The organism is Candidatus Saccharibacteria bacterium (assembly GCA_016700375.1).
In the GTDB taxonomy this organism is placed as follows: domain Bacteria; phylum Patescibacteriota; class Saccharimonadia; order Saccharimonadales; family UBA4665; genus JAGXIT01.
The window spans coordinates 891,827-914,984 of sequence record CP065016.1 but is presented as its reverse complement, the minus strand read 5'-3'; the positions used below and the strand labels follow the sequence as shown (position 1 = coordinate 914,984).

The window sequence follows — 23,158 nt, the reverse complement described above, 5'->3', positions numbered from 1 at the left end:
AAATCATTACACTCAATTTTGAAGGAGGGCATCGCTACGCTCTAGGTGCAGCGAATTTCCTTTGGCTATATCTACCTGTGAACCGTTTCGGCCGGTGCGGACGGCAGTGTCGAGTCGTAGGATAAGTTTGGTTGTCACTCCAATGGACGTGTTTCGGCGCAGCCATTCTGCCAGAACTTCCCTGGCCACTTCTTTTGGTAGTTCCCGGTACGCCAAACGGTCAATACTCTGGGGCGTGGTATGCCGCTGCAAGTATTCTCCCACAAGGCCCGTAATAGCATCGTTCAGTTCGGCCGCCTTTGCACTGTGTTCCAGCAGTTTTGCGCGGGCTTTTTCGTCTAGTTTTGTCACGACATGCTTGCGAATGTAGTTGCGTAAGTATGTTTCGTCGGCGTTTGTGCTGTCTTCGCGCCACGCCAAATTGTGCGAATGTGCATAAGCCCGAATCTGTTTTTTTGTCATACCTAATAGCGGCCGCCGCACAAGCTGACTTGACCGTAGCGAGCTGAGCCCTCTGCTTTTTGTTCCGCGTAGCCAGTTGATGATGATGGTTTCTAGCACATCGTCCTCGTGGTGGGCCGTGATGATGGCATCGGCGCCTGTCGCCTGCTTTACTTTTGCAAGAAACGCATAACGTGCTTCCCGGGCAGTCGCCTCACTCGCTCCCGCTCCCAACTCCGCTCGGTCATACACGAAAGACAGCCCGTACTGTTTGGCCAGTTTTTGTACCAGCTTTCGGTCCTCGACAGAGTCGGGCCGAATGCCATGGTCGAAGTGCGCAATAATTAGGGCTGAGGGCTGAGGGCTGAGGGCTGAATTTGTTCTACTTTGCCTTTTGTCCTTTGCCCTTTGCCCTGCCAACATATGCAAAAGCACCACCGAGTCCACTCCCCCGCTTACCGCCACCACATACCGCCCACCCGGCAAAGTAATTTCCATATACTATAATTATACGCGTGAAAGATACATCACTGGAAGCACGAGTTGCAGCACTCGAGGCCAGAAACAAGAAAGTTGAGGCAGAGAAGGCATGGGAAACCAGCTGGGTGCGACGCGGTGCCATTATGCTACTGACCTACCTGTGTGTGGTTGCCTACTTGCATTTCGTCATTCACGTGAGTCCGTGGCTGAATGCGCTAGTTCCTGTTTTGGGGTTTGGGCTATCTACCTTAACTCTGAGTTATATAAAGATACTCTGGAAAGGGCAAGGAAAATGAAACGACTCTACTTTATACGCCACGGACAGAGTGAGCTGAACAAGCAAAAAATATTAGCAGGCCACACCGACACGCCTCTGACGGCAAAAGGACGATCGCAGGCAAGGGCGGCAGGAAAAAATGCCCATGGCCTCGCCATAGATTGCATTGTGTCATCTCCTCTGAGCCGGGCGCATGAAACAGCACATATTGTGGCGCAAGAAATCGGCTTTCCGGCAGATACGATTATCTTGAACCCACTAGTAATAGAGCGGACGTACGGTGAATTGGAAGGTACCCCGTGGGATACCGAATCGCATATAGATGACCTTGACGGCGTGGAAACGCTCGCTGCTGTACTCGCACGCGCCCATGAAACACTGACGTTTGTGAGCTCGCTTCCGTACGAAAATATTCTCATAGCCAGTCATGGTACATTTGGGCTTGCCCTGCAAGCAGCCATACAGGGTGAGCAAACGTTTCAAGACGTAGATGGTATACCAAACGCCGAGGTAATTCGCTTCATCCCTACATTCTCATTCGAATCCGAACACCCCGTAGCTTTTTAATCTCACTTGAGAATACCTCATTCGGTGTTTTGTAGTCCAATCGTTTCCGTGGTCGGTTATTAATTTCTTCTACGATGTCATTCAAGTCTGCCTGGCTTAGCGCGGTGAAGTCAGTTCGCTTTGGCAGGTAGCGTCTGAGTAAGCCATTCGCATTCTCATTGCAGCCGCGTTGCCAGGAGCTGTATGGGTCGGCAAAATAGGCCTGTATATGCAGCTGCGCTTTGAGTACCGCATGTTGATGGTTCTCGCGGCCATTATCCAAGGTGGTCGTCCGCCTCGCTCGTGCCGGTAGGGCCTTGAATATGGCGAGCTGAGCCGCCACGGTATCGGCGCTCGTAATTCGCGCGACCTTACGGGCGAACAACTTGCCGGAGACTCGTTCGACTTCCGTGTGGATGCCATCGCCGACCGATTGTTTGCCCTCCACGCTGTCGCCCTCGTAGTGACCGAACTGTTTACGCTTGGCTACTGCCTTTGGCCGCTTATGGATGCTCACTCTATCTGGTATGTGGCTCTTATGGACACGTCTGCCTGGGCGTCTACGCCGCTTCTTCTGCTTTCTCGGGAGATACTCCCAAAGCTTCAGCTCGACTTGCTCAGGTGCGTAGAGGTACCGGTATATCGCCTCATGGCCAAGCCGCATGGCAGGGGTATGCGGATAGTCAATGGGTAGCCTGCCGGCAATTTGTTCCGGACTCCAGCCATCACGAATGTGCTGTTCAACGTAGGCGCGTAACCCAGCATATTTTGGCAAGGTGAGCTTTGGTTGCTTGCCGCTGCGTTTAGCGCGTTTGTTGCGCAGAGACTGCGCATGGATGGCAACATAGGTTACGGCGTGCACATTAGAATCATGCCAACTACCGGCTTCCAGCTCATGGCTGACGGTTGAGGGTGAGCGGCGTACTTGTCTGGCTATTTCGCGTACGCCGCAACCCCTGCTGTGTAACCGGGCAATCTCATCACGGTCTTCTGGCGTTAACTTCTTTGCTCCCATCTGAACATTCTACCTTTCTGGTAGTGTTCGGATTCTTACGAGAACTTAGAATCTAGCCCGTTCTGTCGGCCAGTGCTATACTAATAGCACAAGCGAAACCAAAAATGGAAAAAGATATCATCATATTAGTCGTGGGCATGGTTGTAGGCGCCATGAATGCAATCGCCGGCGGCGGTATGCTCATAGGCTTTCCGGTGCTACTAAGTTTGGGCGTGCCGCCCCTGGTGGCCAATGTTACGGCAAACATCATTACACCTCCCGGTCAGCTTGCTGCCGTATTTGCTTATCGTAATTTTTTGCGAAAAGTGCCCAAGCGGTACATTCTTATTTTGCCGTTTGTGGCAGTCGGGGCGCTTGCCGGAGCGCTAACACTGCGTGCCATGCCCAGTAACGACTTTGCCAAAATGGTTCCCCTACTCATTCTTTTTGGTGTTGCGCTATTTGCTTTTCAGCCTTCGCTGCATTTTCACCTGCACAGCCACCTACACGGCCGCCGAAAAAACTTGCTACCAATTTTGCTCATAGGGGTTGCCTTGCTGCCTATTACGTTTTACGGTGGATTCTTTGGGGCAGGCTACGGATTCATTATGCTGGCGTTTTTGGGGCTCGGCAAAATTCACGAAGTTCACATGCTTGCCGCCATGAAAAACGTGTCGGCCATACTGGTTTCCCTGATATCTATTGCCGTCTTGTATTCAACCGGATTGGTCGACTGGCATATTGGCATAGTCATGGCCGTAGGAACCACCATTGGCGGCTATCTTGGTGCGCGCGCCGCGAAAAGGGTATCTTCCTACTGGCTGCGCATAGCGGTCATCGTCATCGGCCTCGCCGCCGCCACCCACCTCGCCCTGAAGAACTATTCCTGACATTTCACCCGGGATCGCTATTTCTCATCCGTCGACTTCACCTCACTATATAAACCCGATATGAAGACTTTGAAAATAGCCTCCGAAGAGGCTATGAATCCTATTTTGGTAGCACCAGGTGGGCTCGAACCACCGACCTCAGGCTTATGAGTCCTGCGCTCTAACCAGCTGAGCTATGGTGCCTCGTCGAAGCTGCCGGCTATACCTCGTTTCGGCTGTTCGCCAAAAGCTTCGGTCTTTGCCAATGCGTCTCCTCTTAAAATCCTATTCAGTCGCCTACGCTCCTTGGCTTAGGATTTTATACAGCTTCAAGAGAACAGAGGGGATTGTAACAGATTGAACCGCAGATTTCCAGATTTTCGCCACATTAAAAGCGGTCTGGTATTATGATCCCATGCCTGCTCAAGAAACATCTACCAATACTATCGCCCGCGAAAAGCAAATCATACAAGACGTGATTGGCGCTAATAGCATTGAGGGGATTTTACTCAATGACGCCGGTTGGGACAGTCGAGTTTACGAGGTCAAACAGCATGGGTATTTCTTTAAGTTTCCACGATCAAACAAAATCCGTCGACGCTATGCTTTCGAGCTTGCGGCACTCAAATTAGCGAGTACGCTCACATCATATGTCCGTACACCTGAGCCGCTGTGGATTGGTAAAGATTACGCCTACTTTGGATACGAAGGCGTCAAGGGAGAGACGCTTGGGTCTGTCTTGCCAAGCCTAACCGATTCCCAAAAGCACATCATAGGCGAACATATTGGGCATTTCTTGCGATTATTACATGATTCGAAACTCGATGGGGCGAGAGAGGTATCGCCTGAAAGCGAAGCTGCTCAAATACAACGCTGGTATAACGAGAATCAAACTGGGATAGCAAAGCTTTTCGAACCACAGAAACTTGCGAAACTCGAAAAACTGGTATATCACACCTGGCCACGGCAGTTAGCAATACTGGGCTCGGATTCGGTGTTGTGTCACGGTGATTTTCATTTCGAAAATATCCTACACGATGCCGGGCAAGGTGTTGGCGTTATAGATTTTGGCGACGTCGCCTATTATGATCGCTCAAAAGATTTCCTAGAGCTAGATGATGACCCAATCGTATACCAGTCAGCGCTACAAGCCTACGGATACACCCCTAAGGATTTTGAGGAAAAAATCGCTCTACGCCAAAATATGATTCAAATCATCAATCTCGGTTTTTACCTTGGCAAGCAAAACCATTCTGGCATACAAAAAACTACTGAGAAAATTATGTTATTTTTGTAGCTACCGCAGTAGGCGGCCGCCGTCGGCTACTATGAGGGAGCCAGTGAGGTAGCTGCTGAGGTCGCTCGCGAGGAACAGCGCCACGCGGCCCATTTCGTCTGGGTCACCAAACCGTTTCATGGGTATCATGGCCGTAAACTGCGTTACCATTTCCTGGTTCATTTCGCCCATGTGTGTGCCGGGCGTACTCACCCCGCCAGGCGCGATGCCGTTTACCCGTATGCCGTGTTCCGCTAGTTCCAGCGCAGCGTTTTTCAGAAAACCCCACACACCGTGCTTCGAGGCATCGTAGGCAGCAAGACCCACGGCCGACGGGTGCAGTGAATCTATAGAGCAAACGGTGATAATATTGCCTCCCCGCCCCTGCTCTTTCATGATTTCGGCCGCCTGCTTGGTGCCAAGAAACACGCCCTTCAGGTTGACATCTATAACTTTATTAAACTGCTCTTCGCTCATGTCTGCAAGGGGTACCATGGGGTATATGCCCGCGTTATTGACCAGTATATCTAGTCCGCCAAAGTTATCGGTAGCCACCCGTAGCAGCGCCGAAACATCTTCAGCCTTGCTGACATCGCATAGCCACGTCGCAGCTGAGTTTGCACGGGTAGCATTGAGCTCTCCAGCAAGAATATCCATTTGCTCTTGCGCGAGGTCGCCAATAACAACGTTTGCGCCGGCCTCATGCAGCCTGCGCACAATGGCTTCGCCAATCCCCATGGCGCCGCCCGTCACCACCGCAACCTTGCCGCTTAGGTTAATAAGTTCGGGTAAAGAAAGTGTGTTCATTTTTCCATTGTACGCCCTAGCGCAATAATACGCTCATCGAGCTGCGGTCAACAAAAGCTGCAAGAAAACGAAAACCCTAGAGCCCAAGAATCTGTTTCTTTTTTGCTTCGAAATCGGCCTCTGAGATTATACCTTTTGCCTTTAGCTCAGCTAGCTTTTCGAGTTCACCCGTCTGTATAGGCGGCTGGGCTGCTGGCGTCGGTGCCGGAACTGGCGTGGCTGGTGCAGCACCCTGCAAAACACCAGCCGCTGCCGACAACGGCTGCCGCCCTCCGCCAAAGTTAAATATCTTTCCAACAAAATCAGTCTTAATCTGGTCAACTATAGTTTGCAAGTTAGTACCCTGCGGTAAGGTTACAGCAAGGGCACGCCCGCTCCGTAGCAGTTTCCAGCCAAAGATGATACTTAAGAGCCGTATGAGGAACGTAACCAAGCTTGCAACCACTACAAAAAGACCAACAAAGAAAAATATTTTCAAAAACAGGTCCATTGTCTTCACATCGTATGCCCATGAGGCAGGCTTATCGGGATTGTAGTTAATAGTTATTTGGTCACCAGCAGAAAGACCACAGTTACTACTTGAGCTTACGGTCGATTGGCTTCTGTATTCTTTTGACCCAACTGTGTAGGAAGCAACCATACTACACGAAGAGCCCCCAGAGGAGCTTGAGGAACCAGAACTATTTGTTTGGTCCGGGATCCCAACCGATACGACCGTCGCAGTTGTGGTAGCAGTCATGGCACTCGTTCCCGCAATCTTCCCTATTGCCGTTGGCATAACCATAAATACCACGCCTAGCAAAATGCCGCCAAGCGAGCCAAATATGCCAGGCCTTTTCTTTCCGGCGAACGGGTTATCAATTCCCGTTAATCCGTCCAAGACTAGCAGGCCACCGATAGCCTGTTGGGCGGCAGCGTACGTTGCAGTGTCTTTCTCTTTATACTGATTAAGCATGTCCTTTGCTTGTTTTTTCAAATTCCCCAGTGTCATTACCTGCTCCTTTTTTCTACTGATTTCTATTTATCATTTTCAAAGCGAATTATACACCGTTTTTTGTGAAGAGAAGAGGCATGATGCAGCATAAACAGTATGAGTCGACTGCCTAGAGGTCTGTGAAGGCAAGCCTAGGTAACAAAGATGGCTACTTGTGGCGTTTTACACATGTAAAACATCGAGTAAGCTCGTTAGTGACGCATCCAGCGTAAAGTTGGCCTTCGCCACCGTGCGTTCCTTTTTTGTGGCTGCGCCAAGGGCAACGGCTTGCTCTATACCCTTCAGAAGCGCCTTAGGGTCGCGCGGCTCCACGAGCGTGAGTAGGCCGCAGTTGGTTTCGGGTAGTCCGCCCAAGTTGCTTGCGACCACCCGACAGCCCGCATGCTGTGCCTCTATAGAAAGCATGCCGAACGGTTCAGCGTACACTGACGGTACAACCAATATGTCACTCCGGCTCAGCAAGCCTGCCATGCCCAGAACTGTTTTTTGCGGCGGAAGTAGTTGGGCGTATTGGTAGCCCTGTAGCATTCGCGCTATGGCTCGGCCAGTCTCAACATGCTGCCCCGCGAGTACAATGCTTACTTTGTGGCCATTGCGACGCATTACCTTTTCGTGCAGCATTTCTAGAACGGTATAGATGCCCTTTTCTGGGTGCAGGCGTCCAGCGTATAAAATCCTCGTGTGTTTGGCTGGTTTTGAGCGTACTACGCTTCCAAATACTGGGTCGGCAAAAGGCAACACTATGTGAATGCGGCTATACGGAATGTCAAGATACAGCGCCCACTGTTGCGCGCTATAGACGCTGGTTGCTATAACACTTTTGCCCGCTATATATGACTGGTACTGAAGTCTTTCACACGCATCGGGTATGACACAGTGCAGTATGATGGCCGCTTTTTGCTTCGTCGCTACCTGGTACGCAGCGTTCACAAATACAATTTGCCCAGTAAGTGCGGTAAGTTCGGCTGGTTCGCGCAGTGCCAAAAATGGAATATCGGCAAAATCTTTGCGACTACCTCGCTTACCGTGGCCAATCGTCACCACTTGTGCTGAAATACCGCGGCGCAGCAGCTCCCGTACGTGGCCGGCCGTGTACGTTTCTGACCCGCCAGTACCAGCCAACATCGGCTCACCGGGCGGCCACACAAATGAAATCATTGTCGCTCCTGTCGTTAATCGACTAAATAGAGTTAAGGAAACGACTGGTGCTAAGAGGAGTTTATCTTAAGATAATCTAGTATCTACAGTATACCACATTCGGCAGAAGATTGCTACTTCGTGGTGCGCTTGCCGATAGTTTTCGTAGTTTTTACGACCTTTTTGGCTGCCATGCGCCCAGGAGTGGCCTCGAGTGTTTTTTCCGGGCCAGGACAATGGCACTGCCCCATTTCGCCGCGATTTTTCATCATCATGCAGTTACGGCAGCGGCAAAAACGAACAGCCACCACCACAAACAAACTAGCTGCGTAGCCTAGTAGTGTCAGCAGTAAGAGCCGCTGGGCGCGTTTTTCCGTCATTTTGAGCGACTGACCACCAACCACATAGTAATCTTTGGCCGCCACGGTTACGCTCGCAATCCGAACACCCGGGCGCGGCGCCCACGTGACGGCGTGTGGCTCACCCGGCTTGGCATGGTTTACAACGCCCGCCGGCATGACAGCAAGCTTTTTGTACAGATAGCCCGACCCGGCAACTGGCTTGCCTTTTTTGTCGTATACAATAACGAACGGCACCGGGTTGTTAGCAAGGTCGGTCGCACCCATTTGTATACTGGTTAGCCCAAATCCGGCATCGAGTTGCTTTGCAGCCTGTGTTGCAAGAAGCTGCGGCATGTCATTTGCCATGAGCCTCCCTTGCTGCTGCACGAGTCCGTACATGCTAGCGAATACGATGGTTATGAGAAGAACGCGTGAAATAAGTGGGTGTCTATGCATATGCTGTATTGTACAGTAGTAGTGAGTTAGTTTGTACCAGTATTGGTTGTTTTAGGCACAGCGCTTTCCCCAACAATAAGTATGAAATCTGCTGCTGGGTAGCTCTTAGACAGGGTGGCCTCCGTAACAACGCTGGCTCCGTACGTTTTCTTCAAGTAGGCGAGAGTGTTTGGTTTTTTGCCAAGCGAATTGTCTATAATGGTCGTCTTTGGCTGATTTGCGGGGGCATCACCAACAACAAGAACGTCTGCACCTTGATTAAACAACTTCAGTTTTTCCTGTTTGGCTAGGCCAAGTGAATCTGTGCCGTTTAGTATCACGATACCGGCATTTTCCTTAACAAGTGGTCCGGCGGTAAACACTTTTTTGATTTGAGCGGCAATTTCACTGAAATCATCGAGGCCTGCCGCAGGTATGAGTGCCGACTGTCCTTCCGGAGAGGTGTAACTCGCAAGCATGGTCACTTTGTCGCCCTTGAGTGTGTTTATGTTGTATGAGTCTATTTTGGCATTGTCGATTTTTTTCATGTAGTAGTAGAGTGATTGCATTTCGCCAATCTGTAGGTCGGTGCGCACGTTGCTGCCAACTGCCTCGACAAGGTTGCTAATTTTGAGCGGGTTGGCCACAACCGCAGGACTCGACGCCTTATCTTTTATGGCTATAAGCATCTGCCGCTGGTTTTCAGTACGGTTAAAATCTGCCTGCGGGAACCCGTAGGACCCATAGCCTTCACCGCGCGCCCTTGCCAAATTCAGTGCCTGCTTGCCATCGAGCTTTACTGGGCCGTTGGGGTACTTTGCCAGGGCGCAGCATCGGCGTGTTGTCCAGTCAAGGCTGGAGTCATATATCCCCCGCGGGTCTTCGCTTTGAATATTAATAGTTATGCCACCGACGGCATTTACTAAGTCCTTGAACGCTGTGTAATTGACCAGGGCATTGTAGTGAATGTTTAATCCAGTGGCGTCTTCGACCACTGTTTCGAGTCCTTCCATACCGCTTTCTGGGAAAACCGAGTTGATTTTGCCGTGACCGCCTTCAGGTTTTGCAACCCAGAGGTCACGAGGAATGCTCAGCATAAGTGCGGTGTCATTTTTAGTGTTTACGCTGAGCACCATAATCGAGTCGGTCAGCTCTGCCCCGCCGTGGCCAAGGTCGTCGGCAGAATTACCTGCTACCAGAACGTTCACGCGACCATTGTCATTACGCAGTTCAGATGGCCGAAATACGCCGAGCAGACTAAATGGGTTTTTGTTGCCAGTGAGCTTGGCAATGTCTTTGTAGAACCGGGCACCAAATGTAAGCACCCCTATCAGCAGGAGTATGCCTAGAAACTTGAAAAATCGCTTAACCCTACCGCCCTTCTTCTTGTGCCGTTTGGCAGCCTGCTTTTCGGCCTTTTTCGCTTGTTTAGCGGCTTTGCGTTTCTGGCGGCGGCTCAAGCCCGGTTCGTCGAGCGGAACGTACTTTTGCTCTGAGCCGTCTAGGCGGTAATCTGCGCGCTCGGGCTGAACCTGTGACTCCGTCAAAACAGGGGAGGGGAGGTTTCGTTTTGGCATATCGGGCAATCCTACCGTCCTACCCTGAGACGGCGCTGAAACAACACCCGGTGTAGCGGGAGTGCGGAATTGTGGACGCCTGGGTGTCTGGCCTGGGCCAGTCAGGAAGCCATCCACGCTCGTCGCCCGACGAGGCTGAAAACTGTCGTACTTTTCTGACATTGCTTACGGCTAGTATAGCATTTTGCTCCGCTCGCTCCAATTTCAAATTTCAGTTTTAATTATATTTTTTTTATTTTGGCGAAAGAGTGTAGTGGTATAGGTTTTTCATAGCAACTAAGTTACAGGTACGTTCTGGCGCGGGTACCAAAACACAGGTGACCGCTTGCACGAAATGGTCTCCCCTTCCCTGTTTTAACGTAACGAAGCAAAAAAACTTTCAGCGCTATGACTGAAAGCTTTTTTGCGGCTTCTCGCGAAAACTACAGTAGCTGTAATTCTTCGTCGATGGCCAGTATAGCGGCGTCGCTACATGGTACTAGCTCATACGCCAACCCGTTTTGTATGGCAAACAACATTGCTCGCCCTTCTTCCCTGTTTTTTTATGTTTTGTAGGGATGTTATGTTTGTGTTTTTTGGCAATAACAACTACTCACGCCCGTATTATATTTCGTGTTTTGTAGTGGCCAATGCCACTGCATCTAGGGCGCCTTTAACATACCGGTTCGCTTTTTTTCTTTGCGTTAACCAGTCGGTTTTGTGGTTGTAATTGCTTTTTGTTTTGTTAGACGCCCTTACTGGCGCCTCTATCAAAACAGTATTAGTATAGCAAAAAGCTTACGTTTTGTCAATATTTATTGTTTGGCTATGGCTAATATTGCTTCTTCTCATAATCAGCCTTATGCTTATATAAAGGAGGGTGGGCATGTCTACATTTTTTTCACTCATGTTGCTTGGGGTGCTCAGCATATATCTGTGGAGCCTGCTGAAACCGAAAAAATTCTCCACGGTCATTCATCGCGATACGAGTAGGGGCAACCTTACAAAATTCTTTTTGCCTACCTTGTTAGTGCTGTTCGTAGTAATCGGTATAACCGCACCAGCTCAAACTGATACGAAGGTTTTGCAAACCACGGCAAATGTGAAACCACTTATGCAAGAAACGAGTAGCGTAAAAGGCGTAAGCGAACGCAAACCTGTTATTGAAACTGTTACTCGAACAGAGACAGAAGTGATTCCGTTCAAAAGTACAAGCGTAAATGACCCTGCCATCTCGGCAGGCACCACTACCATCAGAACCGTAGGTATAAATGGATTGAGAACCAAAACATACCTCATCACCATGACTGACGGCCAAGAGACTGCCCGTAAGCTAGTAAGCGACACGATTACTCAGGCACCAGTAGATGAGATAACGCACAACGGCACAAAGCGTGCAGTAACCCAATCCACTCCCGTCTGTGACAAAAACTATAGCGGCTGCGTACCCGTAGCAAGCGATGTTGACTGCGCAGGAGGAAGTGGCAATGGTCCGGCATACGTAGCTGGACCGATTAACGTCATCGGCAACGATATCTACGGGCTAGACCGCGACAATGACGGCATAGCCTGCGAGTAGGTCACTCTGTTAGCGGCGATTGTGGGGCGCTACGCATTGATGAAGAAGCCTCAAACTCTAGTACGCTGCGTTATACTGGGAAGATGTTTAAGAAAGTGAATATATCGACCGCTCTTGGGTATAATCTTGCAGGAATGCTGCACGAGCCAAATACCGACACGCTTCATCCGCTGGTGATTTTGCTGCATGGGTTTACGGGGTGGAAGGAAGAAAAACATATTGAGACGCTTGCGGAAGATTTAGCGGCACACGGGATTGCGGCGCTGCGGTTCGACGCACCGGGTTCAGGCGAGAGTGAAGGAACGTTTGAACATGATTACACAATGACGAATTACATTGCAGCCGTAGCTGATGTACTGCAGTATGCAAAAAATATCCCGGGTATAGATAACAGCCAAATCGGACTATGGGGTCACAGCATGGGTGGCTTCGTAGCGCTCGCTTCCGCGGTAAAATATCCAGACATACGAGCCGTTTGTTGCTGCCAGCCATCGTCGGGCCCAAAAACTATGAAACCTGGCGAAGAAGAAACGTGGCGCTCGCTCGGCTGGCAGGAGTTTTCTAACGACCACTTCCAAGGTATTCGCTTGCCCTACAGCTTTTATCTCGACCGCCAGTCCTACCACGCACGGCAAGAAGCGCCAAAGCTTGCCATACCTTCGCTGTTCATAGCGGGCACTCATGACCGCTCTGTGTCACTTGAAGACATTCGCGAAATGGCTGCGCTTGCCCCACAGCCGACCAGCTACGAAGAGTTCGAAACAACTCACGGCTACCACAAATACCCAGAAGCAATGCAGGCTATTAACGAAACAACTGTCAGCTTTTTTCAAGAATACCTGTAGCGAGGGTTAGGGCGCCATATCATCGTAAAGTGTGTCGAATGGCTTTGCATTAACGATTTTATCAATTTGTATGCCGGTATCATTTTTTGCAGTAGCAGGTAGTTCACTTACAAAATCGCCAGCTTCTTCGGTTACATACACGGAAAATATTGTGCTGCAGAGTGTTTCGGCAGGAAGATTCTCCTCAATCAAGTTTCCTTTTTTGTCAACAGTTACCTGACTTTCTAGGGTAGCTTTGTCACCAAAGATGTTCTCTATAATAACGTCGAGATTATCTACCTCCGGAAACTTGTTTTTGAATAGCGCTGTATACGCATTTTTGTCTGCCACAAACTGATACACATAGTTTCCGTCTTTCACCCGATACGATTTATAGGAAAAGACCTTTGAGTCAACTATCTCCTTCGCTATAGCGTCGACATTTGAGGAGGGAGCCATGATAGACGAATTGAAAGCCATGACTTTATTGTCCAGCTGTTCGGTGACGGATTCTTCGGGGTCTGCAACTTCATACCATTGGTCCAACACTGGCGCCCAAAGTTTTGGTAAGTCAAATACGCTGCCTTCTTCATTTGTGTACGAGCCTGAAATTTTATCAAGTCGAATATACGACTTTTCGTTCTGTTGTTGAAACGAAGCCGAGATTTCTATGTCTTGACCGCTCGCGTCCGACGAACAGGTAGCCCTACTTTGCAAGCGAAGCTCCTTACTTGGTAGTTTTACATATCCCTCATATACCTCTTTTATCCCCGTTCCGGTGCTCGATTGCCTTTGGAACAATGCTTCCGACTGTAACCCCTTCTTCACGTAGTTATAGAAGACCTCGTCTGGTTTTGGCCGAAGCTGAAAATATGAGAATGCTGCGGCCACTAGGAGCACGGCGAGCATAAGTACACTTGTGGTAATAATGTTTTTCTTTCGACCCATGTGACCTCCTCTTATAGTTTAACTATACACCGTTGTATATCATTCTAGAATAAATTGCTATGCTTTGCTTTGCGGTAAAATGCCGTATGAGCGTTTAAGGCATATTGGTATACTAACTAAGCATTTATATGAAACAGCAACAACCTAATGTCTCTCTCAATACCCGACTGCGGCCGCTCTACGTTGCTGCGTTTTTTCAGAGTTTTGTGCTGTGGTACGCTGCAGAGAAGCTTTTTATGCGTAGCATTGGGTTCAGTGATGCAGATATTGGGTTTATGGTAGCGGTGTATTCGGCAGTAATGCTGCTTATAGACATGCCGTCGGGTCTGTTGGCCGACCGGTGGAGTCGGAAAGGTGTCCTCATATTAGCTAGCTTCGCACTTGCCGGTGCCGCCTTTGTTGGTGGCGTCAGTAATGGCATAGGCCTGTACTTGCTTTGTGCTATTTTATGGGGCGTTTTTTACGCCTGCTATGCCGGCATGTATGAATCAATCGTATACGATACATTGGCAGAGGAAAAACAATCACCTGCTCTCTACCGGAAAATCTACGGTCGTATTCAAATAGCCGATAGTGCAGGTCTTGTTCTGGGTGGGCTCGTTAGTACGTTCGTTGCAACACGGTTAGGCCTGCGCGAAACGTACTTTCTCTCCATCCCGTTCGCACTCCTCGCTGTCACCGCCCTGTTGCTATTCCGCGAACCACAGCTGCATAAACATCGCAGGCAACTACTGGGCGCGCAGGTTCGAGAAACATTTCGTGTTGTCACGCGCAGAGGGTATGCCCTACCAGTCGTCATATCCCTCGTTATAAAAACAACTGTTCTTTTCATGATGTTTGAGTTTGCTCAGTTGTGGCTCATAACACTCAACGCTCCGACCGGATTCTTTGGGTTCGCGGGGGCTTTGCTGTACGCGGCCATTGGATTTGGCGGCTGGTTTGCGCAACATCTACACATTGCCTCTCGCAAACGAATGGTGTTGTTTGTTGTGTGTTTAGTGGTGAGCTTATGCGGTCTTGTATTTGTAAAGCAACTATTTATTGTGGTACTCCTGCAATTTGTAGTGATAGGCACATTAGTGGCTCTGGCGATTGCACTCACCAGTGTTCTGCACGACCTACTACCCTCCCACATACGCGCAAGCGCTGTTTCAGCCACTAGTACATTTGGCCGCGCCCTTATTATTCCTTTAGCGCTACTTTTTGGTTATGTGAGTGAACAAAGTTCGGTATTTTCCGCGACATATATCTTGCTTGTGCTAAGCATGTTCATGAGCTTGTTTGTGTTTACAATTCGCAGAAAGCATGTTGGTTCAGAGTAGTCGAACTACCTATGGTTTACGACATATCCCCGAAGTAAATATGAGGTGATTTATCGCATGGGGAGCGGCGGTCGTAAGTTTTGGGGGCGGGACCAGGACAGCGGACTTCGTCCTTCTCCGCTGCGGCGTGCTCGTCCGTCAGCTGACGGACTGCTCGCGTCCTCACTCCGCCGAACCTTTTTGGCTCGAATCTGAACCTCAGAACCAAGTAAAGAGTCGGTCGAAAGACCGGCTTTTTACTTGGTTGCGGGACCAGGGGCAAAGCCTTTGGCTTTCGCACTATGTCGTGCTCGAAACAAGTTTCTGCGCGCGACTTCGTTGGCGTCGAACCAGTGACCACGCACGCATTCGCGTGCTAGTCCCAGGTTCGCATCTTGGCCAAAACCAAGTTAAAACCCCAGTTGACACTGGGGTTTTAACTTGGTTGCGGGACCAGGGGCGCTGCTATTGGCAGCCATTCCTCATGTGCTCGAAGCAAGCTTCTGCGCGCATTCGTCATGAACGAACCCGGGGCCTACGCATCGACTGCGTCGCTGCTGGTCCCAGCTTCAAGTCTTGGCCTACAACAAGAAAAACGCCCCACCTTCGGTGAGACATTTTTCTTGGTTGCGGGACCAGGACTCGAACCTGGGACCTCATGGTTATGAGCCATGCGAGCTGCCGCTGCTCCATCCCGCGGCGACTGAACGGTTCTAAACGTTAGATACAAGTTTAACAGAGGTGTAAACAAAAGTCAAACTATGCAATCACTCGAACGCGGCTGAAGTTTTTGCCCGAAAGTTGAGGAAATGTCGTATTATCCCACGTAGACTCTGTCCCGCTAAGTTGCTTTGGTGATAACACCAGCGGACGATAGGCATTAACTGTCCTCTTCAGCGCGCCGGCACCTGCCCAGTATTTAGCAACCGTATCCTTTGTAGACCCGACAGCCAGTGGCCTGCCAGGTGCAAACGGCTGTGTAAATGCAATGATTTTATTTGTTTCTGGGGCATAGTAACCTGTTTCATTCCGCGCGAGATAGTAAGCCCTATGCAAGAGCTCGACCTTTTCGCGCCAAAGTGGATCCCTTTGCTGTTCTGGGGTCACGCGCGTATTGAGTTCTACGGACGCCCTTTCGGCTTCACTCAGCTGCGGCAGACCATTCGGAAGTGTTTTTGCAAGCTCTGATACTGATCTATCAAGAGAAGTTTCGTAGTGTTCTCTTGATGTAAATAGACTGCCCACTCCCGTATGTGTCAGCGTCAGGTTTGCTGGCTGAAAGGGTCGTACAAATGATAAAACCGCGTCGCGGCTCGCCCGGTATGATTCTACGTCTTCCTCGGAAATATTGTTAAGTCTCGGCACTATGTAGTCATCAAGAAGGAAGTCAAACCATAGCCCCGGTTTATATACTGCACATATCGGTTTGAGCCACTGCGTATAGTACATATAGGCAAAAACCTCTGTCCAGTCAGCTTCGGGCGATTCTTCGAGCCGCCATAGCTTATAGCAACCGCCGAAAAAATATCACTTTTATCGGCTCGTTTGCCTCGACACTGGCAGCGATTGATTTTTTAATGTGCGCTACATAGTCATCATTCAGAGAATATTTGCGAAATTTTTTCGTTGTTAATAGCCGAAAAAGAATCTCGTTAATATTCGATGCATTTATATTGTCAACGACTTCAACCGGCATAGCCAATTGTTCAAGTGATGACTCTATATATTCTTGTGCAGTCATAGTTTGGAGATGCGGGGCGGTCATAACGTGCCGTTATTGCCGTTCCGGGCAATCACCTATTCTCGGTCACCGCATCGTATATACTGTAGCACGGTGTTGACCTGAGTTTGAAACGTTGGCCTATCAAGTGTTCGTCCGGTGGAAGAAGAAATCAATCCATGATTCGAAATTTTCTTGGTAAAACGGCTTGTTTTTAGCAGGCTGTTCTTTATCTTCGCTTTCTGGCACCGCCACCGTGTTGGCAAGTGCTGTCTCTTTTGGTACAAGCAGCACCGTTTCACCCGGAGACGCGAGGCCAAAGTTTTGCCGTGCTGCCACCTCGCGGTATTGGCTGGTAGTGTAGTAGTTGTTCTCTAGTTTCTGGGTCTCATTTTGCAGCTTTTTCACCTCGTTTTGCTGCTGCATACGAGCTACCTGCTGCTGAAGGCTGTAGTTCGTTTGTATGGCCTTGGTTCCGCTCCAACTTATAAGAAGCACAAGCACCACAAATGCCAACGAACCAACATTGCGTACATCGCGCAAACTGAGTATGTAGGCCCTTACCGGCTCTTCGTAGCGGTACCATTTGTTGATGATGTTTGTCTTTAGCTTCACCCCTCTAGTATACCACCCCTGTAAACAACGCTTCGAGACTTATGGTGGGGGCGGTAGGACTTGAACCTACGACCAATCAGTTATGAGCCGACTGCTCTAACCACTGAGCTACGCCCCCTACAGAAATCCCGAAGCTGCGAGATAGTATAGCAAATCTAATCTATTTTTCACAGAGGTGACAAAGACTAGTTCGCGTCGCGCCTTTCAAAGAAGAACCACGCGGCTGCTCCCCCTGCTACAATCCAAGCAAGCACTATTACCATGGACTTCTCTGAACTAAACAGACCCGGGATGTTTGGCTGCACTATCACGCCTTCGAGCGCCCTAAACGGCAGGTATCCGGCATTTGACTTTAGTAGCAGGCTGAGAAGCTGTTCAGCAATGTTAACTCCAAACAAATACATCACAATCACACTTACTTGATTTCGTAACAATAGGCCCAAAATAAGAGCAAACATACCGGCTCCCCATATATACATTGCACCTTTCGCCACAATATCACCCCAAGCAATGCTTTGCGCACCCATGGTCTCGCCGCTCGCCGCCAGCCCAGCTACCCCACATGCAACCCCGACCAAGATAAACACGCCTGCACCCGCCAACATAGTCAGTGAAGCGACAATAGCTTTCGCAAAAACGACAGTTTTTCGGCGGCGAATAAGGGTTAGCGTGTGATAAATGGTATTATGTCGATATTCTTGCGTAATCTGCAGCAATATTAGAAGGCCAAGCAAAAAACTCGTACCCTGTATGGTAGATGTGATAATCCTTGCCAGAAAGCCGCTACCAATGCCCTCCAAGTGCTTATACCCGTTTACCCAGCCGTCCATAAGTATGACAAGCAAAAGGCCTAACCCCAATATGACATATGTAGAACGAAGTGTAATCAGCTTACGAAACTCGGAGCGTAGTGCAGACATCATTTCTTGCCTCCTTTTGCAGAAAATTCTTCGGTTCCAGCCGTAAGCTCCAAAAATGCTTCCTCAAGTGATGCGTCCTGCCGGGCAAGCTCCAGCACAGGCAGCCCGGCTTTAAAAAGAAGCTGGCCGACTTCATCCGTCGTCTTGCCAGATACTTTAAATCCATCATCCTGAGCGGTAAATTTCACCCGGGATGCCTGAAATGCCTTCTTAAGCTTCACCTCATTTACGCTTCTCACAAATACGCCGGCGTGCGCGCTCCCGGCCACCAGTTCTTTTATGGAGCCCTCTGCTATAAATTTGCCTTTGCCTATCACTACCACGTCGTCTGCCATTTGCGCCATTTCGCTTAGCAAGTGACTCGAAACAAACACAGCATTGCCCTTGTCTGCGTAGTCTTTGATAAACTGGCGCAACCAGGCTATACCTTCGGGGTCGAGGCCATTGGCGGGTTCATCGAGTATGAGATACTTCGGCTCACCCAGTATAGCTGCAGCAATCCCGAGTCGCTGACTCATACCAAGGCTGAATTTACCCGGACCCTTTTTGGCAACGTCTGCAAGTCCGACAATGTCGAGAACCTCATCGACTCGTTCTTGCGCTATACCGCCCGCGTCGGCCAAAACGCGCAAGTGGTTCCGTGCCGAGCGAGTTGGGTGAAATGCCTTTGCCTCTAGCAGTATCCCAACAACCTTCGAGGGATGCATATGGTCATATAGCGGCTTCTCGTCAAAGAGGGTTTTGCCCCCGCCTTTGTCTAGCCCAAGCATAAGCCGCATCGTAGTCGACTTGCCAGAGCCGTTTGGCCCCAAAAAGCCCGTTACTTTTCCCGGCTCAACCGTAAAAGTTAGGCTATCTACCGCTAGCTTCTTTTTGTATTTTTTGCTCAGATTTTGCGCTTGTATCATCTTGCTATTCTACTCCAGTCGCTTCGTTTCGCAACATAAAAATGCGGCAAGGCGACGCATCGCAGTCGTACTAATGCGTTTTTACCGTAAGCGCGATATACTAATCGTATGCAACGAAATGCGTGGGTACATGCAGAGTCACCGAGTGAGCACGAAATAAAGCTCCTGTGCGATAAATATAACCTTTCGGAACGGTTTGTGCGCGATGCCCTTGACCGCGATGAAATTCCTCGAATCGAAACCACCGGCAAACATAGCCACACCTACGTTATTACACGGTTTGCCTACCAAACAGATGATGGTGATATACAAACAGCGCCCATTTTGTTTGCCCTGGACGACGAGCGGCTCATTACCGTCAGCCTCGAGAAGCTCCCGAGCATACAGGACATATTGCCAGAAGATGCTAGCGACGGCGACGGTGGAGACCCGGTCCACCTTATGCTGCTGATACTGCTCAAGATAGATGCCGACTACGACCGTTTCATTCATGACTTATCTGGCCAAATCCGCCGCCTGCTTGAGCGACTCGGCAACCGCGAGGTCGGCCCACGTTCATTCATTCGTTTTGTTCACATAGAAGACGACATGAATGATTTTCTCAGCTCACTCGTGCCAACAAATGCGGCGCTTCGGCATCTCCTAAACGGCAGCTCGGTGTCTGGCTTTGCCGCTCACCGAGAGCTAGCCGAAACAGTTATACTGAATAACGAGCAATCTATTCAAACGTGCGAAACAAACCTGAAGTCGCTAAACTCCATTCGCCGCACCTACACGCTTATAGGCTCGCACAATCTTGACCGCACTATCAAAATCCTCACTATGGTTAGCGTGTTTATTTCCATACCAACCATGTTTTTCAGCATGTACGGCATGAACATAGACCTTCCTGAACAACGCAATACACAGGCCTTCGGCGGTCTCATAGTAGTGTGTCTCATCACCGTTATTACTGCCTACGCCATTGGCCGCAAAAAGCGGATATTTTAGTAGCGGCACCCCAACGGTGATTCATATTAGTATCAATTCTGTCCCAGCTGGGACAGAATTGATACTAGTCGCTATCACGTGAGATTCAGGGCAAGAATCTGTTCAAGTTTGGCTCGAAATGTCGGCAAATCGTTGTATTTGACGGTTTTTATGCCGAGCCCTTCTGCCCCGACAAGATATTCTTCGTGGTCGTCAGTGAAGACTGCTTCTTCTGGCGAAACTCCGAGTCTGTCTAGCGCGAGTTGATAGATGCGGGGGTCGGGCTTCTGAAAGCCGACATTGGCGGAACGGATATCGACATCAAAAAGCGCCCGAAGCTCCGAATGAATCAACCGCTCTATGACGCCGTGCCCGACATTACCGAGAAAGCCAACCTTGTAGTGCGGCTTTAAGTCGCTTTCGATGTAACGAAATAGCTCGAGATTGGGCTGCTCCTCGCGCCTTTTATGCGCGAGCCATGCTTCAAGTGACATACCCAACTTAGCCGCAAACGCCTCATTATAGGTCTGTTCGTCCACCTCCCCTGCGCACTCACGGTAGATAATATCGTCCAGAAATGCCTTGTCGCACAGCGGGTTCCCGCCCGCCGATTCGTACGTACGCCATATACCCTTCCCGACAAGCACTCCAAAACAGTCAAAGATGATAGCCTTAATCATCGCGCTATGTACGTCCAGTCGTCATGAGCATGACCCTCGTCAATCGCTCTTTGGTATGCCGCCAGTGTTTGCGAGATGAGCGGCACCTGCGCTGGGTCGATGTTGCGCAGCGCATAGGTTTCGTCTTTGGCTATGAGTTCTACGGCAAAGTTTATGGGGTCGGGGTAGTTTTGGTAATCTCGCCAGGCCATTTGCGTAGTGGCGCCGCCGGGCTTTTCCGCCAGCATCTCACCTGTTAGCTTTTGGTCTAGTCCGAATGCGTTTGCGAGACGCATGGCTTCGCCGAACCCTGCCAAGTGCACGGCCTGCAAACAGTTCAAAACCAATTTTATGCGTGTGCCATAACCAGCCGGGCCGAATAGTTTCACCTGGGAAGCTATTTTCTCCAGATGCGGTTTTACTTCGTTTAGTTTTTGCTCGTCACCACCAACTAGTAGCAACATGGTGCCGCCCTCTGCTCCCGCCCGACTGCCAGTCATGGGCATGTCGAGAAACGTTAGGCCTTTTTCGGCACACGCCCGCACAAGCTCGTCGACCCACTCTACTGATAGCGTCGCGCAGCTAATGAGCGTTTGCGCAGCGTTTGCGTGGGCAATGATGCCATTTTCACCCAGCCACAGCCCGCGCGAAGATTCGTCATTTGCCGTTACTTCAAGCACTATATCAGCAGAGCCAACCGCGTCTGCAACAGAGGCTGCCAGCCGCGCGCCGCGCGCAACCAAATCTTCTGCCTTGTCTAACGAACGGTTCCACACAGTCAGTTCGTACCCTTGCTTCAGAAAATTACTGGCAATCCCATGCCCCATTATCCCCAAACCCAAAACTGCTATTTTTATCATGATTGTTCCTTGTGATTTATTAGCCCTAGAATTGCTACAGGTATCTCAGTAAATGACTGTACAAATGCATCTACCGGATAATCCGCGAAATCTTCGCGCGTTCGTATGCCCTCTTCTAGGTTTGCGACAAAGTGCAGCCCGGCACCTTTCGCGGCAGCAGCATCTCCTGGCTGGTCACCCACGTAGACACATTCTTCAGGTTTCAGGCCATGCTCACTCTCTATGTGTGCAAACGCCCGCGGGTCTGGTTTATGAAATTTCATGTTATCGAAGTAATATATAGCGTCGACGTAGGTATGCAGAACGTGCTCTGGGTTAAGATAATGACTCATTTCCACCGCACGACGAGAGGTGAGCAACATATTTATCAACCCCATTTCATGCAGCTGTTTCAGGGTGGCGATATTCTCCTTCGCAATAGTATCAAGCCGGCCGGTTTTTACAAACTCATCGTATTTTGGCGAAAACAATTCCCAAAATTTTTGCTTGTCGACCCTGTTGTTTGAACGAATAGGAAGGGCATCGTCGAGTTTCATGCCCCATGTTTTACGGTGAACAGTACGCTCTATGGGGGGAAGCCCAAGTAACGCATACACTTCATTCTCAAGATGCCAACATGCCTCTTCAGTTAGAGTTAGGTTGCCGTCTATGTCGTGTATGACTGCTTTAATTTGCCGCATTGAAACCATTATACCTTTTGTGTGCTTCATCTAATGTGGCTAGTAACACGTCGGTCGAATTGGTTATCATGAGTTTTTCCCTTAGTTCTTTAGCGCCGTCGAAGCCTTGGATGTAGATTTTGCAGAATTTGTTGAGGGTATGAATGGGTCGCTCGCCGTTTTTCCACGTAGCCGCAAACAGCTCGACGTGTCGTCGAAACAGATTGATTTTACTTACTTCATCACATTTTTCCCATTTCAGAGGACTGTCCTTTGAAAATACGTAGGGGTTGTGGAAGACGCCGCGGCCGAGCATGATGCCGTCTAGTTTGTATTGGGCTGCGAGGGCTTCACCCTGTTCGCGGGACATAACATCGCCATTTCCAATAATGAGTGTGCTAAGCTTCTTGCGGTCGCGCATACCGCGCGCCGTTCCAATTAGCTCCCAGTTTGCCGGAACTTTGCTCATTTGCTTGCGTGTCCGACCATGGATGATAAGAGCCTGCAGATTTTGCTCGAGTAGGAAGTCAATCCAGTTCATGTCTACTTCATTGAAGCCAACCCTTGTTTTCACGCTGAGTGGGAGACATCCAGCAAGGCCGTCTTTAGATGCAAGAATTATTTCTCGCGCGAGCGGCCAGTTTTCGCGGCGTATAAGGGCAGCGCAAGCACCGTTTCTCACTTCACTTTTTGCGGGACAGCCCATGTTCAAATCAACACCGGCAAAATTGACGCCGTTTGGCAGCCCAAGCTCGCGCGCCAACGAACCGTCAGCAATCTGTTCGCAGACTGCACGAAAGTTTTCTGGCTGCAGCCCCCACAACTGGGCGATTACCTTCCCTTCCTTCTCGGCGAAACGAAGCTTTTTAAGTAAATTTGGTCGCCCCGGGCTCATCAGCCCGTCGACATTCACAAACTCGGTAAAAAACAGGTCTGGCGCGGCGCAACTAGCCACCACCTGCCGAAATACCGTGTCTGTCACGTCATCCATCGGCGCCAACACAAAAAACGGCTTCGGCATATCTGTATAGGAATTCATACGC

The 23,158-nt window shown here is 49.8% G+C and carries 25 protein-coding genes and 3 tRNA genes; 8 read left to right on the top strand and 20 right to left on the bottom strand.

All coding sequences use genetic code 11. The features are described from left to right. Positions 1 to 12: 12 nt before the first annotated feature. Positions 13 to 939: a tRNA lysidine(34) synthetase TilS gene (tilS, locus tag IPP75_04780; protein ID QQS69203.1), complete on the bottom strand. Its 927-nt coding sequence runs from the start codon at positions 937 to 939 to the stop codon at positions 13 to 15. A 17-nt stretch (positions 940 to 956) separates the two neighbouring features. Here tilS and IPP75_04775 point away from each other — a divergent pair, with 17 nt between their 5' ends. Both IPP75_04775 and IPP75_04770 read left to right on the top strand, forming a co-directional pair. Further along, on the top strand, positions 957 to 1,217 hold the full coding sequence (locus tag IPP75_04775; protein QQS69202.1) for a hypothetical protein: 261 nt from the start codon (positions 957 to 959) through the stop codon (positions 1,215 to 1,217). Then, positions 1,214 to 1,765 carry a histidine phosphatase family protein gene (locus IPP75_04770; GenBank protein ID QQS69201.1) on the top strand — a complete coding sequence of 184 codons (552 nt, stop codon included), beginning with the start codon at positions 1,214 to 1,216 and terminating at the stop codon, positions 1,763 to 1,765. Before IPP75_04775 ends, IPP75_04770 begins: the two co-directional genes overlap by 4 nt. Here IPP75_04770 and IPP75_04765 read toward each other — a convergent pair. Beyond that, the gene (locus IPP75_04765) at positions 1,725 to 2,759 is read right to left on the bottom strand and encodes an IS30 family transposase (GenBank protein QQS69200.1); all 1,035 of its coding nucleotides are present in this window, start codon (positions 2,757 to 2,759) and stop codon (positions 1,725 to 1,727) included. The two genes, IPP75_04770 and IPP75_04765, sit on opposite strands and share 41 nt — an antisense overlap. A gap of 104 nt (positions 2,760 to 2,863) precedes the next feature. On the opposite strand from IPP75_04765, the gene IPP75_04760 reads away from it, so the two are divergent. Further along, the gene (locus IPP75_04760) at positions 2,864 to 3,628 is read left to right on the top strand and encodes a sulfite exporter TauE/SafE family protein (protein QQS69199.1); all 765 of its coding nucleotides are present in this window, start codon (positions 2,864 to 2,866) and stop codon (positions 3,626 to 3,628) included. Positions 3,629 to 3,734: 106 nt separating this feature from the next. Here the strand turns inward: IPP75_04760 and IPP75_04755 are convergent. Beyond that, positions 3,735 to 3,811 (bottom strand) — tRNA-Met (locus tag IPP75_04755). Positions 3,812 to 4,022: 211 nt separating this feature from the next. Here IPP75_04755 and IPP75_04750 point away from each other — a divergent pair. Next, on the top strand, positions 4,023 to 4,904 hold the full coding sequence (locus tag IPP75_04750) for an aminoglycoside phosphotransferase family protein (protein ID QQS69198.1): 882 nt from the start codon (positions 4,023 to 4,025) through the stop codon (positions 4,902 to 4,904). Here IPP75_04750 and IPP75_04745 read toward each other — a convergent pair whose 3' ends face one another. From IPP75_04745 to IPP75_04725, 5 genes are all read right to left on the bottom strand, one after another. Then, positions 4,905 to 5,690 carry an SDR family oxidoreductase gene (locus tag IPP75_04745; protein QQS69197.1) on the bottom strand — a complete coding sequence of 262 codons (786 nt, stop codon included), beginning with the start codon at positions 5,688 to 5,690 and terminating at the stop codon, positions 4,905 to 4,907. It abuts the gene before it with no gap. Between the two features lie 76 nt (positions 5,691 to 5,766). Continuing rightward, positions 5,767 to 6,681: an SHOCT domain-containing protein gene (locus IPP75_04740; GenBank protein ID QQS70163.1), complete on the bottom strand. Its 915-nt coding sequence runs from the start codon at positions 6,679 to 6,681 to the stop codon at positions 5,767 to 5,769. 165 nt (positions 6,682 to 6,846) lie between these two features. Further along, positions 6,847 to 7,842 (bottom strand): glycosyltransferase family 4 protein, encoded by a 996-nt coding sequence (locus IPP75_04735; protein QQS69196.1) that lies wholly within the window; start codon positions 7,840 to 7,842, stop codon positions 6,847 to 6,849. 113 nt (positions 7,843 to 7,955) lie between these two features. After that, positions 7,956 to 8,618 carry a hypothetical protein gene (locus IPP75_04730; GenBank protein QQS69195.1) on the bottom strand — a complete coding sequence of 221 codons (663 nt, stop codon included), beginning with the start codon at positions 8,616 to 8,618 and terminating at the stop codon, positions 7,956 to 7,958. Positions 8,619 to 8,644: 26 nt separating this feature from the next. After that, positions 8,645 to 10,336, bottom strand: coding sequence for an LCP family protein (locus IPP75_04725; protein ID QQS69194.1), 1,692 nt, complete (start codon positions 10,334 to 10,336; stop codon positions 8,645 to 8,647). 931 nt (positions 10,337 to 11,267) lie between these two features. Here IPP75_04725 and IPP75_04720 point away from each other — a divergent pair. Together IPP75_04720 and IPP75_04715 are read left to right on the top strand one after the other, a co-directional pair. Further along, positions 11,268 to 11,732, top strand: coding sequence for a G5 domain-containing protein (locus tag IPP75_04720; protein ID QQS70162.1), 465 nt, complete (start codon positions 11,268 to 11,270; stop codon positions 11,730 to 11,732). Between the two features lie 83 nt (positions 11,733 to 11,815). After that, positions 11,816 to 12,577: an alpha/beta fold hydrolase gene (locus tag IPP75_04715; GenBank protein QQS69193.1), complete on the top strand. Its 762-nt coding sequence runs from the start codon at positions 11,816 to 11,818 to the stop codon at positions 12,575 to 12,577. Positions 12,578 to 12,583: 6 nt separating this feature from the next. Here the strand turns inward: IPP75_04715 and IPP75_04710 are convergent, their stop codons facing one another. Then, positions 12,584 to 13,504: a hypothetical protein gene (locus IPP75_04710; protein QQS69192.1), complete on the bottom strand. Its 921-nt coding sequence runs from the start codon at positions 13,502 to 13,504 to the stop codon at positions 12,584 to 12,586. A gap of 128 nt (positions 13,505 to 13,632) precedes the next feature. Here IPP75_04710 and IPP75_04705 point away from each other — a divergent pair, with 128 nt between their 5' ends. Continuing rightward, on the top strand, positions 13,633 to 14,826 hold the full coding sequence (locus IPP75_04705; protein QQS69191.1) for an MFS transporter: 1,194 nt from the start codon (positions 13,633 to 13,635) through the stop codon (positions 14,824 to 14,826). Positions 14,827 to 15,429: 603 nt separating this feature from the next. Here IPP75_04705 and IPP75_04700 read toward each other — a convergent pair. The 7 genes from IPP75_04700 to IPP75_04670 form a co-directional block, all read right to left on the bottom strand. Then, positions 15,430 to 15,504, bottom strand: a tRNA-Met gene (locus IPP75_04700). Between the two features lie 60 nt (positions 15,505 to 15,564). Beyond that, on the bottom strand, positions 15,565 to 16,254 hold the full coding sequence (locus tag IPP75_04695) for a hypothetical protein (protein ID QQS69190.1): 690 nt from the start codon (positions 16,252 to 16,254) through the stop codon (positions 15,565 to 15,567). A 55-nt stretch (positions 16,255 to 16,309) separates the two neighbouring features. Further along, the gene (locus tag IPP75_04690; GenBank protein QQS69189.1) at positions 16,310 to 16,546 is read right to left on the bottom strand and encodes a hypothetical protein; all 237 of its coding nucleotides are present in this window, start codon (positions 16,544 to 16,546) and stop codon (positions 16,310 to 16,312) included. 123 nt (positions 16,547 to 16,669) lie between these two features. After that, entirely contained in the window at positions 16,670 to 17,140 is a 471-nt protein-coding gene (locus tag IPP75_04685) for a septum formation initiator family protein (GenBank protein ID QQS69188.1), read from the bottom strand. A 42-nt stretch (positions 17,141 to 17,182) separates the two neighbouring features. After that, positions 17,183 to 17,258, bottom strand: a tRNA-Ile gene (locus IPP75_04680). Between the two features lie 67 nt (positions 17,259 to 17,325). Then, positions 17,326 to 18,063 carry a hypothetical protein gene (locus tag IPP75_04675; protein ID QQS69187.1) on the bottom strand — a complete coding sequence of 246 codons (738 nt, stop codon included), beginning with the start codon at positions 18,061 to 18,063 and terminating at the stop codon, positions 17,326 to 17,328. After that, positions 18,060 to 18,968: an ATP-binding cassette domain-containing protein gene (locus IPP75_04670; protein QQS69186.1), complete on the bottom strand. Its 909-nt coding sequence runs from the start codon at positions 18,966 to 18,968 to the stop codon at positions 18,060 to 18,062. Before IPP75_04670 ends, IPP75_04675 begins: the two co-directional genes overlap by 4 nt. 108 nt (positions 18,969 to 19,076) lie before the next feature. Here IPP75_04670 and IPP75_04665 point away from each other — a divergent pair, with 108 nt between their 5' ends. Further along, the gene (locus IPP75_04665; GenBank protein QQS69185.1) at positions 19,077 to 19,958 is read left to right on the top strand and encodes a magnesium transporter CorA family protein; all 882 of its coding nucleotides are present in this window, start codon (positions 19,077 to 19,079) and stop codon (positions 19,956 to 19,958) included. A gap of 74 nt (positions 19,959 to 20,032) precedes the next feature. Here IPP75_04665 and IPP75_04660 read toward each other — a convergent pair whose 3' ends face one another. Genes IPP75_04660 through IPP75_04645 form a run of 4 tightly spaced genes read right to left on the bottom strand, consistent with a single transcriptional unit; the run spans position 20,033 to position 23,154 of the window. Then, complete coding sequence (locus IPP75_04660; GenBank protein QQS69184.1) at positions 20,033 to 20,617, bottom strand: HAD-IA family hydrolase; 585 nt, start codon at positions 20,615 to 20,617, stop codon at positions 20,033 to 20,035. Further along, positions 20,614 to 21,456, bottom strand: a complete 843-nt coding sequence (locus IPP75_04655) for an NAD(P)-dependent oxidoreductase (protein QQS69183.1) — start codon at positions 21,454 to 21,456, stop codon at positions 20,614 to 20,616. Before IPP75_04655 ends, IPP75_04660 begins: the two co-directional genes overlap by 4 nt. Further along, positions 21,453 to 22,136, bottom strand: a complete 684-nt coding sequence (locus tag IPP75_04650; GenBank protein ID QQS69182.1) for an HAD-IA family hydrolase — start codon at positions 22,134 to 22,136, stop codon at positions 21,453 to 21,455. Before IPP75_04650 ends, IPP75_04655 begins: the two co-directional genes overlap by 4 nt. After that, the gene (locus IPP75_04645; GenBank protein ID QQS69181.1) at positions 22,123 to 23,154 is read right to left on the bottom strand and encodes a tRNA-dihydrouridine synthase; all 1,032 of its coding nucleotides are present in this window, start codon (positions 23,152 to 23,154) and stop codon (positions 22,123 to 22,125) included. The genes IPP75_04650 and IPP75_04645 overlap by 14 nt, the downstream gene beginning before the upstream one ends. Positions 23,155 to 23,158 lie beyond the last annotated feature (4 nt).

What these genes read in the sequence shown, in the direction of transcription:
- IPP75_04675 (QQS69187.1), bottom strand. Translation starts at nt 18,063, where the DNA reads ATGATGTCTGCACTACGCTCCGAGTTTCGTAAGCTGATTACACTTCGT.
- IPP75_04720 (QQS70162.1), top strand. Translation starts at nt 11,268, where the DNA reads ATGCAAGAAACGAGTAGCGTAAAAGGCGTAAGCGAACGCAAACCTGTT.
- IPP75_04725 (QQS69194.1), bottom strand. Translation starts at nt 10,336, where the DNA reads ATGTCAGAAAAGTACGACAGTTTTCAGCCTCGTCGGGCGACGAGCGTG.
- IPP75_04715 (QQS69193.1), top strand. Translation starts at nt 11,816, where the DNA reads ATGTTTAAGAAAGTGAATATATCGACCGCTCTTGGGTATAATCTTGCA.
- IPP75_04690 (QQS69189.1), bottom strand. Translation starts at nt 16,546, where the DNA reads ATGACTGCACAAGAATATATAGAGTCATCACTTGAACAATTGGCTATG.
- IPP75_04740 (QQS70163.1), bottom strand. Translation starts at nt 6,681, where the DNA reads ATGACACTGGGGAATTTGAAAAAACAAGCAAAGGACATGCTTAATCAG.
- IPP75_04695 (QQS69190.1), bottom strand. Translation starts at nt 16,254, where the DNA reads ATGTACTATACGCAGTGGCTCAAACCGATATGTGCAGTATATAAACCG.
- IPP75_04745 (QQS69197.1), bottom strand. Translation starts at nt 5,690, where the DNA reads ATGAACACACTTTCTTTACCCGAACTTATTAACCTAAGCGGCAAGGTT.
- IPP75_04705 (QQS69191.1), top strand. Translation starts at nt 13,633, where the DNA reads ATGAAACAGCAACAACCTAATGTCTCTCTCAATACCCGACTGCGGCCG.
- IPP75_04655 (QQS69183.1), bottom strand. Translation starts at nt 21,456, where the DNA reads ATGATAAAAATAGCAGTTTTGGGTTTGGGGATAATGGGGCATGGGATT.
- IPP75_04750 (QQS69198.1), top strand. Translation starts at nt 4,023, where the DNA reads ATGCCTGCTCAAGAAACATCTACCAATACTATCGCCCGCGAAAAGCAA.
- IPP75_04665 (QQS69185.1), top strand. Translation starts at nt 19,077, where the DNA reads ATGCAACGAAATGCGTGGGTACATGCAGAGTCACCGAGTGAGCACGAA.
- IPP75_04670 (QQS69186.1), bottom strand. Translation starts at nt 18,968, where the DNA reads ATGATACAAGCGCAAAATCTGAGCAAAAAATACAAAAAGAAGCTAGCG.
- IPP75_04770 (QQS69201.1), top strand. Translation starts at nt 1,214, where the DNA reads ATGAAACGACTCTACTTTATACGCCACGGACAGAGTGAGCTGAACAAG.
- IPP75_04660 (QQS69184.1), bottom strand. Translation starts at nt 20,617, where the DNA reads ATGATTAAGGCTATCATCTTTGACTGTTTTGGAGTGCTTGTCGGGAAG.
- tilS (QQS69203.1), bottom strand. Translation starts at nt 939, where the DNA reads ATGGAAATTACTTTGCCGGGTGGGCGGTATGTGGTGGCGGTAAGCGGG.
- IPP75_04645 (QQS69181.1), bottom strand. Translation starts at nt 23,154, where the DNA reads ATGAATTCCTATACAGATATGCCGAAGCCGTTTTTTGTGTTGGCGCCG.
- IPP75_04760 (QQS69199.1), top strand. Translation starts at nt 2,864, where the DNA reads ATGGAAAAAGATATCATCATATTAGTCGTGGGCATGGTTGTAGGCGCC.
- IPP75_04650 (QQS69182.1), bottom strand. Translation starts at nt 22,136, where the DNA reads ATGCGGCAAATTAAAGCAGTCATACACGACATAGACGGCAACCTAACT.
- IPP75_04765 (QQS69200.1), bottom strand. Translation starts at nt 2,759, where the DNA reads ATGGGAGCAAAGAAGTTAACGCCAGAAGACCGTGATGAGATTGCCCGG.
- IPP75_04710 (QQS69192.1), bottom strand. Translation starts at nt 13,504, where the DNA reads ATGGGTCGAAAGAAAAACATTATTACCACAAGTGTACTTATGCTCGCC.
- IPP75_04735 (QQS69196.1), bottom strand. Translation starts at nt 7,842, where the DNA reads ATGATTTCATTTGTGTGGCCGCCCGGTGAGCCGATGTTGGCTGGTACT.
- IPP75_04730 (QQS69195.1), bottom strand. Translation starts at nt 8,618, where the DNA reads ATGCATAGACACCCACTTATTTCACGCGTTCTTCTCATAACCATCGTA.